Annotated in this window: 11 protein-coding genes; 6 read left to right on the forward strand and 5 right to left on the reverse strand. The window is 62.4% G+C overall.

Annotated elements, in window-relative coordinates:
• Nucleotides 1–329: 329 nt before the first annotated feature.
• Complete coding sequence (locus tag H7A87_RS02385) at nt 330–2576, reverse strand: methyl-accepting chemotaxis protein (protein WP_119129430.1); 2247 nt, start codon at nt 2574–2576, stop codon at nt 330–332.
• Between the two features lie 731 nt (nt 2577–3307).
• Here H7A87_RS02385 and H7A87_RS02390 point away from each other — a divergent pair.
• Nucleotides 3308–4078, forward strand: a complete 771-nt coding sequence (locus H7A87_RS02390; protein ID WP_232087910.1) for a glucose 1-dehydrogenase — start codon at nt 3308–3310, stop codon at nt 4076–4078.
• A 26-nt stretch (nt 4079–4104) separates the two neighbouring features.
• Complete coding sequence (locus H7A87_RS02395) at nt 4105–5184, forward strand: alcohol dehydrogenase catalytic domain-containing protein (RefSeq protein ID WP_115675808.1); 1080 nt, start codon at nt 4105–4107, stop codon at nt 5182–5184.
• A gap of 153 nt (nt 5185–5337) precedes the next feature.
• On the opposite strand, the gene H7A87_RS02400 is transcribed toward H7A87_RS02395, so the two are convergent.
• Entirely contained in the window at nt 5338–6729 is a 1392-nt protein-coding gene (locus H7A87_RS02400) for an NAD(P)/FAD-dependent oxidoreductase (protein ID WP_232087911.1), read from the reverse strand.
• 441 nt (nt 6730–7170) lie between these two features.
• A complete protein-coding gene (locus H7A87_RS02405) occupies nt 7171–7983 on the reverse strand; it encodes a universal stress protein (RefSeq protein ID WP_180496868.1) in 813 nt (270 codons plus the stop codon).
• A 150-nt stretch (nt 7984–8133) separates the two neighbouring features.
• Here H7A87_RS02405 and H7A87_RS02410 point away from each other — a divergent pair, with 150 nt between their 5' ends.
• Entirely contained in the window at nt 8134–8763 is a 630-nt protein-coding gene (locus H7A87_RS02410; protein WP_119129432.1) for a TetR/AcrR family transcriptional regulator, read from the forward strand.
• Nucleotides 8764–8955: 192 nt separating this feature from the next.
• On the opposite strand, the gene H7A87_RS02415 is transcribed toward H7A87_RS02410, so the two are convergent.
• Nucleotides 8956–10053, reverse strand: coding sequence for a hypothetical protein (locus tag H7A87_RS02415; RefSeq protein ID WP_119129433.1), 1098 nt, complete (start codon nt 10051–10053; stop codon nt 8956–8958).
• A gap of 157 nt (nt 10054–10210) precedes the next feature.
• Here H7A87_RS02415 and H7A87_RS20950 point away from each other — a divergent pair, with 157 nt between their 5' ends.
• Nucleotides 10211–12832 carry a methyl-accepting chemotaxis protein gene (locus tag H7A87_RS20950; RefSeq protein WP_119129434.1) on the forward strand — a complete coding sequence of 874 codons (2622 nt, stop codon included), beginning with the start codon at nt 10211–10213 and terminating at the stop codon, nt 12830–12832.
• A gap of 350 nt (nt 12833–13182) precedes the next feature.
• Here the strand turns inward: H7A87_RS20950 and H7A87_RS02425 are convergent, their stop codons facing one another.
• Nucleotides 13183–14034 carry a helix-turn-helix transcriptional regulator gene (locus H7A87_RS02425; RefSeq protein ID WP_119129478.1) on the reverse strand — a complete coding sequence of 284 codons (852 nt, stop codon included), beginning with the start codon at nt 14032–14034 and terminating at the stop codon, nt 13183–13185.
• 221 nt (nt 14035–14255) lie between these two features.
• On the opposite strand from H7A87_RS02425, the gene H7A87_RS02430 reads away from it, so the two are divergent.
• Nucleotides 14256–14648, forward strand: a complete 393-nt coding sequence (locus H7A87_RS02430) for a hypothetical protein (protein WP_119129435.1) — start codon at nt 14256–14258, stop codon at nt 14646–14648.
• Between the two features lie 745 nt (nt 14649–15393).
• Entirely contained in the window at nt 15394–15588 is a 195-nt protein-coding gene (locus H7A87_RS02435) for a hypothetical protein (RefSeq protein ID WP_180496869.1), read from the forward strand.
• Nucleotides 15589–15596 lie beyond the last annotated feature (8 nt).

Consider the following 15596-nt stretch of genomic DNA (forward strand, 5'->3'; position numbering starts at 1 on the left):
CGCCCGTCGTGCGCGAAGGTCTGCTCAACGGAAATAGGAATGGAAGCGATCGCCCAGCATTGCGCGCTCGTTCGCCGGCAGGTGCCGGTGCATCGCAGCGCTCGGCATCGCCTGCGTGGAGGGCCGCGGATCCATCGATAGGCCTGGTGCTGCAGGTGTGTTGACCGTCTCCGGATAGCCGCGATCGGGGTGTCACCATCCAGTCATGGACGGTCAACGCATCAGCGATGCCCATGGCATCGCCGGCTCGGCGGCAGCGCTTCTTGCTTCAGCCAGCAACCTCACACGCAAGAGAGCCCGGATCACCGGGCCCTCCGGTTGCCTGAGGACTAAAATTCTCGCCAGTTGGCGGCATCCATGGCGGTGGGAGCGGTCGGCTTTTGTGGCGCAACCGCCCGGCGTGTCGGCGTCTTGCCAGGTGCCGGGTTTTTCCCCTGGGCGACGTTATGGGCTGCTGTTGCCCGCGCCGGGGCGTGCGCGGTGCGGACCTTGGCCTCTTCTATCTTGAACACCGCGACCGCCTGCGTGAGTTGCCCGGCCTGTTCTTCCATCGAACGCGCCGCGGCGGTGGCTTCTTCCACCAGTGCCGCGTTCTGCTGGGTGGTTTCGTCCATCTGGGTCACGGTGAGGTTGACCTGCTCGATGCCTGCGGACTGTTCCTGCGAGGCGGCGGAGATCTCGCCCATGATGTCGGTCACGCGCTGTACGCTGGCCACGATCTCCGCCATCGTGGAGCCCGCGGTATGCACCAGCGTCGAGCCTTCGGCAACGCGCTGCACCGAGTCGTCGATCAATCCCTTGATCTCCTTGGCCGCCGCGGTGGAGCGCTGGGCCAGGGTGCGCACTTCCGAGGCGACCACCGCGAAGCCACGGCCCTGTTCGCCGGCACGCGCCGCTTCCACGGCGGCATTGAGCGCCAGGATATTGGTTTGGAACGAGATGCCGTCGATGACCGAAATGATGTCGGCGATCTTCCTGGACGAGGCTTCGATGCCGGCCATGGTGCCGACGACCTTGCTGACGATCTCCCCGCCCTGCGATGCCACGCTTGCCGCGCCGATCGCCAGTTGATTGGCCTGACGCGCGTGCTCGGCATTCTGCCTGACCGTGGACGTCAGCTCTTCCATCGAGGCGGCGGTTTCTTCCAGGTTGGCGGCCTGCTGTTCGGTGCGCTGCGACAGGTCCTGGTTGCCGGCGGCGATCTCGCTGGCGGCCGAGTTGATCGACACCGCCGAGTGCTGGATGCGTCCGACGATGTCTGCAAGCTGCGCGGCGGTGGTGTTGGCGTCGTCGCGCATCTGCGCGAACACGCCATTGAAGTCGCCGCGCATGCGCGCGGTCAGGTCGCCGGCGGCGATGGATTGCAGCAGCGACGACAGCGACTGCAGGTTGCCATCGGCGGTGGCCATCAGCTGGTTCAGGCTGTCGACCATCACGTGGAAATCGTACTGGAAACGGTCGGCGTCGCCGCGCGCGGTGAAATCGCCACTGGCGGCGGCCTGCGCGAGCTGCTTGATCTGGTCATTCATCGCGGTCAGATTGGCCCTGACCTCGTCCATGGTCCGGGTAAGCACCGCCTTTTCGCCCGGCAGGCGGTCCATCTCGTCGGAGAGATCACCAATGGCGTAGCGCCCGATGATCTGGGTCAGGCGCATCGTCACCGCGATGTGCGAACTCACCAGCGCGTTGGCATCGCGCACCATGTGGCCATACTCTCCGGGAAATGCGCCCTCGTCCATGCGGTAGCTCATTTCGCCAGCGTCGTGTCGACGGGCCATTTCCAGCTGCGCCGCGATGACCCCTTGCAGACGATCGCGGATGCGGTAGACCGCGCTGGCAAGTTGTACGGTTTCGTCCTTGCCGCTGACCTTGATATCGACATCCAGCACGCCGCGCGACAGTTGCTCAACGGCGGCCACTGCCCGCTGAATCGAGGCGGAGATCGCGTTGCCCAGGATCAGTGCGAGGCTGACGCCGGCCAGTGCAATCAGGCCCAGGGCGATCGCCGACAGGGTCATCGCGCGCGTGTTGGTGGCTTGCTGCTGCTGGTAACGCAGCTTGGCGGAGCTGGCCAGCTCATCGCGCAAGGTGGCCAGCCCGGCGAACGTGGCGTTCGCGTTGTCCTTGACCTGGGTGCGGTTGACTTCCGCGCCGCCCGCGATATCTCCTGCCTCGATCAACTCGATCTGGCGCTGCATGCCGGCCTGCATGGCCGCGTAGCTCGTCTTGATCTTCTGCAACTGGGCCGCGTGCTGCTTTTCGTTGTGCAGCATCTGCTCCAGTTCCACGATGCTGGCGGCCGCCTGGGTGAATCGCTTCTCGTTTTCCTGTTTCCACTGCGTAATCAGCTCCGGCGTGCCGATGGCAATCATGCGCAAGATGTTGATGTCGACGCGCGTCAGCTGGCCGTCGATGCTGCTGGCAAGTGCAGAGCCGATGAAGTCCCGGTTGTAGAGCGTGCCGACATTGTTCTTGGAGGTGTGCAGGCTGTTCAGTAGGAACAGGCAGAGCAGGATGCTCGGGATCAGCGTTCCCAACAATGCCAATAAAAATTTGCTCTTGATCGTGGTTAGCATGACGGGCCTGGTGATGCAGCTGAGGGGGCGGAAGAGCCAATTGGGGAGCAAGGCACGGCAAGGCGGCCTGACGCGACGCCTCGGCAGCGGGGTTGTTCAGAGCGGTAGAGATTGCTTGCCCTGCCCTTCCTTAGCGGCAGCCATCACACATCCTTGATGCAACCAACGCCGCAGCAGGCGATGCCCGGGTGATCGCTACCGCCCGCCGGCTATTGCTGGATGCCAACGAGAAGGCGCGCGCGCTGGTCGAGCAGGGTCGCCATACAGCCCACAGCCGCCAGGCCGAGCGCCTGCCCAACCAGGCAGCAATGCCAATACGTTCGAGGCCGACGCCAGGGAGCTGGCTGCACTGCTGCTGGGCCAGCACGACGAGGAGCTGCTTGCGACGCGGGCAGCGCTCAGCACAGAGCCGATGCAACTCCGGCGCTGGATCGCAGGGTGGATGCGCTGGGACGATGGATGCATGCCCATGAAGGGCATCCCGAGCCACGGCGTGCGGCCTGGATGCAGCCCGGTTCGGCCCTCGGCCCGGCGGCGGCAAGTTGGTCGAGGCAGCGTCCGGGTGTGGCCTGTTTTCCGCGCCACCTTAACCTCATCTGTAACGAGAGGCCGAAACGGTGAGCCAACCCTGTCGCCGCTATTGTTGATGCGTCAATTAAATCCTATCCTCCTCCTCCTACCCGTCACCCAATGCGTCGCGCGTCTGTGGCGCGACCGTCATGGAGAGCAGGATGGACAAGCGCGGAAGCAGCAACATGGACCTGGATTTCGCAGGCAAGGTCGCACTCATCACCGGTGGCGCCTCGGGGATAGGCGCGGCGACCGTCCGCAGGCTCGCGTCCCTGGGCGCAGCGGTTGTGGTGGCGGACTTCAACCATGACGCGGCCGAAGCCATCGCCGCCGAGATCGGTGCAGACACCCGTGCCTACCAGATCGATCTTGGTGACTTCAACGCCATCGAGCAGATGGTCACCTGGACCGTTACCACGTTCGGCCGGCTCGACCTGGCCGTGAACAATGCCGGGATCGGCGGCGATTCAAAGGGCGTGGTTGAGTACGACCCAGAGGTGTGGCGCCGGGTACAGGCCGTCAATCTCGACGCCATGTTCGGCTGCATGAAGTACCAGATTCCGGCGATGATCGCGTCCGGCGGCGGTGCCATCGTCAACATGGCCTCTGCCCTGGGGCTCGTCGGTCAACGCAACAACGCGGCCTACATCGCCTCCAAGCACGCCATCGTCGGCGCGACGAGATCCGCAGCGATGGATTATTCGGATCGCGGCGTTCGCGTGAATGCGATCGCGCCAGGCTATATCGACACGCCGCTCGTGCGCAGCGTCGTGAGCCAGGAGGACTTCGACAGGATCGTCTCGCTCCATCCGATCGGTCGCCTGGGAACGCCCGAAGAGATCGCCAATGCGGCGGCTTTCCTGTTGTCCGATCTCGCTTCGTTCGTTACCGGCGCCGTCCTGGCCGTGGACGGCGGATATACAGCGCAATAACCCTGCCTCTGCAAGAGAAGACCCCCATGAAAGCCGTCCAGCTTGTCCAGCCGACCAAACTCGTCATCGCCGAGCTTCCCGTCCCCGAACCCCGCTCGCACGAGGTACTGCTGCGCGTCACTGCGGCCGGGGTTTGTCATACCGACGTCAGCATCCGGCATGAGCAGAGCGACGCCTATCCGCCAGGCCTTGTGCTGGGCCACGAGATCGCCGGCCGTATCGAGCGGTTGGGTGCGGGAGTACACGGTTGGCAAGCCGGGGAGGATGTCATCGTCTATCCCTGCTGGTCATGCGGCGCCTGTCGCGAATGCGTCGCGGGACGGCAGAACGCGTGTCGCCAGACGGGTGGAAGGCTGCAATCGCCGCCCACGCCCGGTGTCACGGTTGCGGGCGGCATGGCGGACTACGTCGCCGTGCCCGCGTCCGCGCTGGTGCGCGCAGACGGCATAGACCCGGCAGTCGCGGCGATCCTTCCAGATGCGGCGCTTGTTCCCTATCACTCCATCCGGGCCGTCGAAGAGCAGCTGCGTCCAGGTTCGACGGCGGTGGTCATCGGTCTGGGTGGCCTTGGCCACCTGGCCATCCAGATGCTGCGTGCCCTGACGGCCACGCGGATCGTTGCGCTCGATGTAAATGCGGGCGCACTGGACGCCGTACGCGACCATGTCGACCTTGCGTTGAAGTCAGACGCAGAAGACGTCGCCGAGCAGATCCTCGCCTTCACTTCCGGCTACGGTGCCGACGTCGTACTGGATTTCGTGGGCAACGACGCAACCTTGCGCCTGGCAAGTGGTGTCATCGCCCGGTATGGCGCCATACGTGTGCCGGGACTCGGCTGCGGGGTTCTGCCGTTCGAAACCGCGCAGACCTCGACGATCCTCCCTTGGGGCGCGTCGCTGGTCAGGCCCTACAGCGGCACCTATGACGACCTGCACCAGATCGTCGACCTGGCCCGATCCGGGCGCATCAGCCCGGTGATCCAACGCTACGATTTCGCGCGGGCGCTCGATGCGCTCGACGAACTGGAGGCGGGCAGGGTACGCGGTCGCGCGGTGCTGGTCATGAACGACGGCGGCGCGGAAAGGTTGGCCAACGCGCAAGGTTGAAGTCGCCATCGCCCCAGGTATGGCAGGAGATGGCTACCTCATGTGGATTGCCGGGGTGACTTCTCTGTCGGCACAACCGACGTTGCGCACCTCGTGGATGAAGTCCAGGCGGCAGACCGATCAATGCCGGAATGCCGCCCGGGCCAGCGCGCATCAGTCGAGCCGAATTCTCGGGTGCAGACGGGAGTTGAGCACGTCCACGAACCACATCAGGCTTCCTTTCCAGAACCCGTGCAGCCGCGATTGATGCTCCCGGTAGAGCAGTACGTGGCCAAGCTGGGCGATGCGGCCACGAATCGTGACTCCCTTGAAGAGCCCGGCCTTTCCCAACGAACCGTAGGCATCGTAGTCGCCCAACGACACCAGCGAACCCATGTCCCGATAACGAAAGGCCGGCAGGGCCGCGCCCTGCGTCATGATGGCGTCGATGTGGCGGACGAAGTGGTCGGCCTGCTGGTGAGCCACCTGAGCAGTCGGTGGCAAGGGGCGCTCGGCACCTTCCATGAGCAGGCTGGAACAATCGCCCAGCGCAAAGATGGCCGGGTCACGCGTCGTCTGCAGGCCAGCGTTCACGACCAACTGATTGGACCGCGTCGTCTCGAGGCCGTCCAGTTGCTTCAGGAACGCCGGCGCCATCACGCCGGCAGCCCAGACCACCGGGGAGGCAGGGATGTGGCTTCCATCGTCCAGCATCAAGCCCGCTGCATCGACCGAGGTCACGGTGGCATGCAGCTTGACGGTCACTCCCAGCGACTCCAGGCGTTGTTGCACGGCAGCTGCCACATCTGCCGGCAGCGCAGGCAATAGCCGTTCGCCGCTTTGGATCAGCAATACGCTGACGCGACTTTCGAGCTCGTCTGCGCCATATGCCACCGAGGTCTGCACGAGTTGAACCAGCTCGGCAGCGAGTTCTACGCCGGTCGCGCCACCTCCCACGATCGCGATGGTGACATCGTGCCTGGATGCGAGTGCCTGAAAGAGGCGGACGCGGACCTCGGCATTGAAGTGCACGGCCTGAGGACGCGAGTCGATCATGAAGCAATGCTCGGCGACGCCGGGCGTTCCGAAGTCATTGGCACGGCTTCCCACCGCCAGCACCAGTCGATCGTAGGCAAGCGTGCGCGCCGGAATCAGCTCCCGGCCGTCGGAGGCCAACACCGGCGCAATGGAAATCGTGCGAGCCGCACGGTCCAATCCGCGCAACGCACCTGGCTGGTAGACAAACCCCGCGTTATGCGCCTGTGCCACGTAGGGGGTTTGCTGCTGCGAGATATCGCGGGTGCCCGCGGCAATCGTGTGCAGCATGGGTTTCCAGACATGTGCACTGTCGTGATCCACCAGCGTAATGCGAGGAGCATTGTTCTTTCGTTGCCACTTCCTGGCCAGCCGCGTGGCCACCTCCAGCCCGGCCACGCCGCCGCCGACAACGACCAGATGCGCTCTGCCCTGCACAGGCGTTGACCTGCCCGGAGCGCCAGGCGCTGGTGCTTTCATCGCCGGATTGTCCGGACCGGGGGCCTGCTCCAGTGGGTTGCTCTGAGTCAATGCATTGTCCTTTGGTTGGTGGAATTCACCACACGTGCGGAGCGGCGGCGCGGACCGGCACAGGCAGGCCCAGGCGTCTCGAGCCAGGCGGCCGGGTGTAACTCTCGACACCACCAACGCAGATCCGGAGAGGTGCGTTGCTGATACGGCTGCAGCACTGGCGTGCCGAGCGGTCATGCTCGCGCACATCCTCAGGGCGCCTTCGGCATGGAACCGTTGAGCCACCCACCGAACCGCTGCGGTGCTGCGTGCGACCGTTTGTCCAGGCCGTCGGGCAGATGTCGCTTACGGGTGGTACTGGATGGGCCGGCTGTCTGGGAAGCAACGTTCGGCCGTGGCCAATGGCTTGGCCCAGCGCAGGAAATTGGTGCCGTCGCACGCGCGGTGTCATGGAGCAGGACGGGTACGCATGAGATAGCGAGTCCGGGTCACGTGCCGGTCCTAGGGCGACACGAACATCGGCAGGGCAACAGCCGAGAGCAGAGTCTTCGTCACTTCCTCGGCCGGACCCTCGGCGATGTGGGTGTGGGCGCCGATCACCAGCATGTCGGCGTCGATCGAGGCTGCATAGGCCTGAATGGTTTCAGCAACGGACCTGCCACCGGAGGAGATGGCGGCGACGTCGACGGCAACCCGATGCTCTGCCAGAAACGCGACCATATCCACGCCGGGCGGATGACCGTGGCGTTCGGACGCCTTCTCCGGGTCGACCACGACAATCTTGACCACGTCTGCGGCCGCAAGCAGAGGCAGTGCATTGGTAATCGCACGTCCTGATTGCCGACTGCCGTTCCATACGACAAGGATCCTTGTCGCGACGGGCTTATCCGCCCATGTCCATGGGACCACCAGCAGCGACAGCCCTGACTCAAAAAGGATCGACTGTGTCGCCCAGCTCCGCGGGCTGCCCGAAAGCGCAGGGCTGGACAAGATCAGAAGATCGCAGCCCAGGGCATGCAGGGAGGATTCGCTGCTCGACTCGGCAAAGGAGATGATGCGAAGCTCGCCACTGTTGGCATGCCGCTGCACGGCGCTGCTCAGGCGCTGGCCCAAGGCAAGCAGACGTGAGGCAATGGTCGCTTGGCTGTGAGCGAGCACCTCGGCCACCGCACCGTTGATCGCGTGGCGATCGTGCACGGGGCGTGGAGCCCGATCCATCGCGGTTATCCCGATCAGGTGGCTTGCCTGCCGACCTGCCATCCGCGCAGCGGTCTCCAGCACGTGCAGCCCCTGCACGCTGGCATCGAACAGCACCGCGATGTTCCTCAAGGTAGACAAGCAGACCCTTTGTACGTGCGCGGTGGCAGACCACGTCTGTGCATTTAGAACGATCATTCTATTCTTTGCATCGTACTACAATCGAGTCAGCGACATAGTCTCGCCAAGCTTTGAGAGTCCCCCTCGATGATGTCAGTTGTCTCCGACCCCCTGGATGCTCAAAAGGGAGAGATGCGTCGCCAGCAGGTGCTTGATGCCGCCGCCATCTGCTTTCGTCGGCATGGCTTTCATGGCACCAGCATTGCGCGGATCTGCAGCGAAGCCGGCATGAGCCCCGGGCACATCTACCACTACTTCGCCAACAAGGACTCCATCGTCGAAGCCATCGCCAGGCGAGAGGAGCACGACATGGCACAACTGGCCCGCGAGGTGGAGCTCGACCCCCTGGGCGGGTCGGTCGCAGAGCGACTCACGCGCCTGGTCGATGCATCCCTGGCCAAGGTGCTTGAGCCGGAGCACGTGCAGCTGCGTCTCGAACTTGCAGCCGAAGGAGCGCGCAACACGGCTATCCATCGCATCCTCGCCCAGTCCGACGCCATCGTCCTGAAGCAATTCATCGACGCGGCGGAACGGTGCGGCCTTCCGCCGGGAATGGATCGCACGCAGCTGACAACTGCGATGATGATGATCACGGCAGCCTTCAATGGCTTCATGGTGCGTGCGGCAACCGGTCAGCAGGCCGATAGACAGGCGATTGCCAAATTCGTGAAGCAGCTTATCAACGCACTGCTGGAGCCTGCGCATGCCCGGCCGTAGGGGCGAGTGAGTCCAGCGGATCAGATGTGGGCGGCGCTCTGGCGCGCTGTAGCGCTACGACAACGGCCTGGTGTCACGCCCTTCCATGTCGTCTATGCATCGTCAACGCCTCGGCCTGTTGCTTTGCCATGCAACGGGAAGAGGCGCCACGGGAGGCGTACGCGGGCAGGTCGAGGGGCCGCGAATGCGCCGTCAGAAATAGAAGCCGATATTGAGGTTGAAGCGCGAGTGCCAGCGCGACCGCTCGCCATCATCGATCCCTATGCCGTTTCCACCTGCAAACCACATGTTCTTGCCCGCAATCCAGTCCAGATAGGTCAGCATCGCTCCCTTCTTTACACTGCAGCCGGTGACGTTCTGCACGGACGAGCGCACGCCAGGTCCACCGCTGTAGGGCATCGTCTTGCTGAGATTGTTGTAGCAAGTGACGTCTTCGAGCCACCCTGTCTTGCCGAAGGAATAGGCAATGTTCGCGGTGGGCACGTCCGCCTCGGCGGCGATCTCGAACGGGAACAGGAAGGCCGACATCGCGATCCGGTCTCCAGGCACGTCATAGCGGTAACGCGCCCACTGCAGCTGGGTAGTCCAGCGGCCGGCGGTCCATTGCGCATGGACCGCTGCACTTCCATATCCGTGACGATTGCGGTCCGTGTTGTTCAGGATGTGGCCGTAGAACGCCGATACACCGAGGGCTGCGGTTCCATGGGTCATCGCATAGCGATGTTCATAGCGCAGATTGATGCGATGGCGTTCGCGATATGGATGCGCATCTGTATCAGCGACGTCGAACGAGTAGCGATCGTAACGGGCGCCGTCTCCATATTCATCGCCCAGGAACCATCCGATGTGCAGCGTATTGCTTTCGTCTGTCCGTGTCACAACAACACCCGGATCGTAGTCATCCTCAATGCCGAGGTAATAACCCGATCCGAACCAGAAGCTGTTCGAGGCGGTCGGTAGCAAGCCGAATGGCACCTGCTGGATTCCCGCCTTGACGGTGATACGGTCGCTCACGTTCCAGCCGACAAATGCGTGATGCACGGCATCGAACCCGTCGTACCAGCGATGCTGGATCGACACGAAGACCGGTCCGGTGCCTGCGTTCAGATCCACCCTGAGCAATTCAAGGTCCAGCGGTTGGGACGGCGCGTAGTCCAGCCACCCATAGTTGAAGCGCACAGCGCCCCCGAGCTTGGCATAGGTTTCGTTAGCCGCTGCATCCTGGGCGGCCGCATTGCTGGATGCTGCGATAGGCGCAAGCAATAGCAATAGCTTGGATAGTCGTTTCATCGGGTGTGTGTGGCGGACATTGTTGGGCAGTCCTATATCGGCCGTAAGCTCTGCGGCCTGAGGACCGTGTGGCGCTCAAGTTCGGGTGTTGCATGTCGATATCCAGCGGAGCAGAGGTGCCCGAGCGCGGCGCGCCAACTTCATTTCGGGAGCATCGATGAGCAGGCGGTTGATTCGTCGCAACAGTGTGGCCAGTCGCTTGATGATTGGAACGGGGATCTTGGCGTTGCTGTGCTTCGGCTTGACGGCCGCTATCAGCTATTGGCGCAGTAGCGAGGCGTTACTCGGGTCATCCCGGGAGATGCTGCGCGAAGTGGCGCGTCATGAGGCCAGCGAAATCTCATCGGACGTTGGATCCGCCTTCAACACGGGCGCGACCCTGGCCAATACGTTCCGCATCGAGCGCAAGGCCGATGGCGTGAGCCGCGCGTCGGCCGCGTCGGTGTTGCGCGAGCAATTGCGACTGCAAAAGAACTGGCTGGGCATCAGCACGCTCTGGGAGCCCGAGGCGTTCGATGGCCGCGACTCTGCCAATATCAATGCGCCATTTCATGACGCGACCGGACGCTTCATGGTGTATTGGTCGTACCAGAAGGACGCGTTGGTGCGGGAGGCCTTGCATAGCTATGACAAGCCGGGAGAAGGGGACTGGTACCTGGCCGCCCGCAAGAGCCATGCGCCGGTGGTACTTGAGCCGTATTACTATCCGGTGGCCGGCGTGGACACACTCATGACCACCTTGAGCACGCCGATCATGGAGGATGGCCATTTCCTCGGCACGGTCAACATCACCATCTCCCTGGATGCGTTGCAGAAACGGGTTGCGAGGCTTCGCCCGCTGGACGTCGGGCAGGCGATCCTGCTGTCGCCGACTGGCGCGGTGATGGCGAGCGCCGACACAAAGCAGGTCGGCAAGAAGATGACCGATGCTCATACGCAAGCCATGCTCGCTCAGGTGCGCTCGGGGAAAGTGAGTAGTGACGAGACACAGCTGGCTGGAGCTGATTGGCTGCGGGTGTTCGTGCCGTTGCGTCTGGGGGATGCGCCAGAGGTCTTTGCGCTCGGCATCATGGTTCCCAAGCACCACGTCATGGCGCAGGCCCGCTCCTTGCTTTGGGTGATCATCGTCGTGGGCCTGCTCTCGGCTGCCTTGCTCAGCGCCGCACTCTATGTCTTGTTGCGCCGCCAGGTGTTGGCGCCCCTGGCCGAGGCGGTGCGTGTATCTGCCGCAGTATCGTCCGGCGAACTCAATAGCCGGATCGCACCCCGTCGTCAGGATGAGATGGGCCAGCTGTTGCTGTCGATGGGCACGATGCAGGCGCAGCTACGCGCGGTCATCGAGGCCCAGGACGACATGGCGACGCGGCATGATGCCGGAGAGATGAGCTACCGCATGCATGCAGAGCGCTTTCCAGGCGAGTACGGCCGGATGGTGGCTGGCACCAACGACCTGGTGGATGCGCATGTACAGGTCCAGCGGCAACTCGTCACGGTCATGTCGCGTTACGCCGTAGGAGACATGCAGGCGGATATGCCGCAACTGCCGGGTGAGAAGGCGGCGCTGAGCGACGCGATGGCAGCGACCAAGCGCAATCTCCAGGCGATCAACCGCCAGATTCTCGCGTTGGCGCAGGCTGCCGAGTCCGGAGACTTCTCGACGCGAGGCGATGCCGCTGCGTTCGATCACGATTTCCGCGGCATGGTGGAGGGGCTGAACAATCTGATGCAGACCACCGATATCAACCTTGCGCAGCTCTCCCGCCTGCTGCAGTCGATTGCCGCCGGCGACCTTACCGCGCGGATGACCGGCGACTTCCGCGGCGTCTTTGCTCAAATGCGCGATGATGCCAATGCCACTGCCAGCCAGTTGGCGATGATTGTGAGCAGCATCCAGACCTCGGCGGTTTCCATCAAGGGCGCCGCCAGCGAAATCGCTGCGGGCAATCAGGATCTGTCGCAACGCACCGAGCAGCAGGCCGCCAACCTTGAAGAGACAGCTGCATCGATGGAGGAGCTAACGTCCACCGTCAGGCAGAATGCCGAGGGCGCGCGCCAGGCGAACCAGCTCGCCATCGGCGCCGCCAGCGTCGCTGCCCAGGGTGGGCAGGTCGTGAACCAGGTGGTCGAGACGATGAGCGGTATCGAGGCCTCTTCCAGAAAGATTGCCGACATCATCTCCGTCATCGACGGAATAGCATTCCAGACCAACATCCTGGCATTGAATGCTGCAGTGGAGGCGGCACGCGCTGGCGAACAGGGCCGTGGCTTTGCGGTTGTCGCCTCCGAGGTGCGTACCCTCGCACAGCGCTCCTCCGGCGCGGCCAGGGAGATCAAGCATCTCATCGACGACTCGGTGCAGCGCGTCGGCGAAGGCTCCATTCTGGTGCACAGCGCCGGCAAGACCATGAGTGAAGTGGTTGCGAGCGTACAGCGCGTGACCGACATCATGGGCGAGATTTCCGCCGCCTCGCAGGAACAATCGGCCGGCATCGAACAGGTCAACCAGACCGTCACCCAGATGGATGAGGCGACTCAGCAAAACGCAGCGTTGGTGGAAGAAGCCACGGCGGCTGCGCGCTCGCTCGAAGATCAGGCGGTGCAGCTCACCGATGCGGTTGCCGTGTTCAAGATTGAAGGGAGCGCCGTCGTTGCTGCCCGGCAACGTACGTCCGCTCCGGTGGCCCAGCACCTTGCGAATAAGAGCGGGAAGGTCGGTGCAGCAAAGCCTCGGCTGGTGAAGAGCACGTCGACCAGTGACGGTAGGTGGCAACAATTCTAGTGTCGGTGGTCTGGACACCGCCTGGAAGATGTTTCAGGCGCTGCAGCAGTGGCGGCCGCCAGAACATCGCAGCTAGTACGCGGCAGCCGATCGTCCAGTGTTCGTTGATACGTCGCACAAGGCCCGGCATCGTCCGGGCCTTGTGCGCTTGCGCCGTCGCCACACCCAGGTACCTGCCGGGCAGCTGACCTGCTGGCAGTCAATGCCTGCCTGGAACGTGGGCATTACGTCCGGATTGCATAACAAGCTGCGGATTTGGGTCGCCGACCGAACTGCAGCATGCCGACCAATCCCTATCCCTGCATTGTTCGATTCGGACCAACTTGCGCGTTGGAATGTTGCCGACCCACTCAGGACGAAATTTGCCCGGGGAGCATGATGCCGGGCACAGCGGCAGGCTCATCGCGGCTCGTTCTATCAGAGAGATATCGAGCGGGAGGCTTACCAACCGCCTTGCGGAACATGGTGACGAACCCGCTGGCGTTTTCGTACCCCAGCTCCAACGCCACGGTCTGCACGCTTTCACCCTTGGTCAGGCGCTGAAGCGCAAGGATCACATGCAGCTGCCGACGCCAGCGTCCAAAGCTCATTCCTACTTCCTGCAGCAGGAGACGGCTGACACTTCGCTCACTCATGCCAATTCGGGTAGCCCAATCGCTTTTTGCGGTCTTGTCTGTGGGGTTGGCCAACAGCATGTCCGCGAGGCGACGTAATCGCGGATCGCGTGGCATTGGCAGGTGCAGATCCTCCACAGGAGCCGCCGCTAATTCATCCAGCAACGTGGCAATGAGCCTGTCTTCCCGGCTCCCAAACGCATACAACGCGGGGAAGCCAGCCGCTTTCAGAAGCAGCTCCCGCAGCAAGGGCGACACCGAGATCGTACAACAACGTCTGGGAAGATCCGATGCGGCATTCGGTTCCACAAACAGGCAATAGCATTCCGTTTCCCCCGAGCCACGTGCCGCATGTGGCAAGTCTCCCGGGATCCATACAGCGCATTGTGGCGGCACGATCCAGACGCCATCTTCGATTTCGCAGTTCAGAACTCCGCGGACCGAGTAAATCAGTTGTGCCTTGCGGTGACGGTGCGTGGCATGTTCCCAGTCCTCGGTGACTGATGTGGCACTCAGTGAGACGACAGGGCGGGGGACATCATCAACATCCCCGGTCACAGCCAGGCCGGCGAGGGCGATGTTCGACATCATGCGTGTCAACCCACGGATCAAGGAGGGGCATTGGCCTAATCGAGAAATAGTATGGCTAGATTGCGCAATGACGTCTAGGTATCTCCCCAGCTATTGTGTATTCCATCATTTTTGGCTTGTTAAAGATTTGCTGTCCGATGCAAGAGATGTCGCTTTCTTTTGGCGAGCCGAGCCGACGCCGCCAATGATGATCCATCTATTTTCGAAGGAATATTTGCATGCAAATCGATGCTTCGCAGTTTCCAATAACATGGATGAGAAAAAGTGTGTCAGACGCAGGTTCTGCGATCTCTCCTTTCGTCGCATTTGAGGCGCTGCTCGCACGCAAGGAAGTCTTTCTTCTGATCAATGAGGATGGGCTTGATGGCGGTGAACATTCACATTCACCAGAAGAAAAGAAGCAGATGTCGCTATGGATGAAGCGTCACAAGAATGAGCTCCGCGCCTATGTCAAGGCGGCTATCTATGTTGAGAAAAGTAGCGCCAGGCGACTAGCTTCCAGGGTGTTCGCGTCGATGTATGAGAAGTTCTGGGGCTATCCCATGCTCATGGTCGCCACCAAGGATGAAGCGCTGACCCTGGCGCGTACATTGTTGCCAGGCAATCCTTAGAGACATTGTGAGCATTCTTCTTTGCAGGATCGGCTTGCTTTGTGGAAGTCTTTTACGTTCAAGTCTGGCGTTTATCGGCGCAGCGCGTTACTAGCCCTCTCGGCCGCGTGGCATGTTTTGGTGTTCTGGAGTCACGAGATGACATCTCTTTTTTCGCCAGCTCTTGCGGCTGAAACGCTCTGCCTGGCATTGGTGACACTTGTTCCGGCATTGGCGCTTTCTATTGGGATGCAGGTAGATCGCCCGAGCAAGGCGGATGCGATTGCGGCCGACTGCGATAGCGCGCGCTGTCCACCGCACGGCCGGCCGGTCTGTGATGGGTGGAACGGTTTGTGGCCTGAAACCAGTGCGGGTTAGCGAATGAGTCTGCCGTCGCTTGCAGGCGGCTGCGGCGAGCACAGCTCCGCGTAGCCATGATCCCTCAGGCGGGGCTGACGGCCTTTAGGCAGCGTTTCGACGTCGCAGTTGGGCAATCAACCATCCAACCTTCTGCGAAGGGTGAGCAAGCAGTCCATTATCAGGGTCTTCGTCCATGAAGCTGTCGGTAGCCCTCTTCTTGAGTTTGCCGTGTGCCCTCTCATCGTGCGGTTCGGAGCAGGAAGTTCATCAGCCAGTTTTGATCTCCATAAGAAGGCGGTCATTGCTTATGTCGAGCGATCAAGCTATCCGAAGTTGCAGGGCGCTACAGAAGCGGACATGTCATTTAAAGAAGGCGGACAAGATCGAGGTCTTCGAGGGCATGTGCATGGAAAGTCCGCGCTATGAGGGGCGTGTCATTGCGGCCGTCTGGGGCGATCCGGAGATGATCAAGCTGGCAGGCAAGACGCTGATCGGAGCCGAATTGGGCAAGCGTTACGGCGTGTCGGATATTCCCGGCTTCAACCCGAAATCGCTACGCGAGTATTACGGTTCTCCACATCCCCGGTTCGATCTCCACTGAAGCGTGGG

This window comes from Xanthomonas sp. CPBF 426, from assembly GCF_903989465.1.
Taxonomy (GTDB): Bacteria; Pseudomonadota; Gammaproteobacteria; order Xanthomonadales; family Xanthomonadaceae; genus Xanthomonas; species Xanthomonas euroxanthea.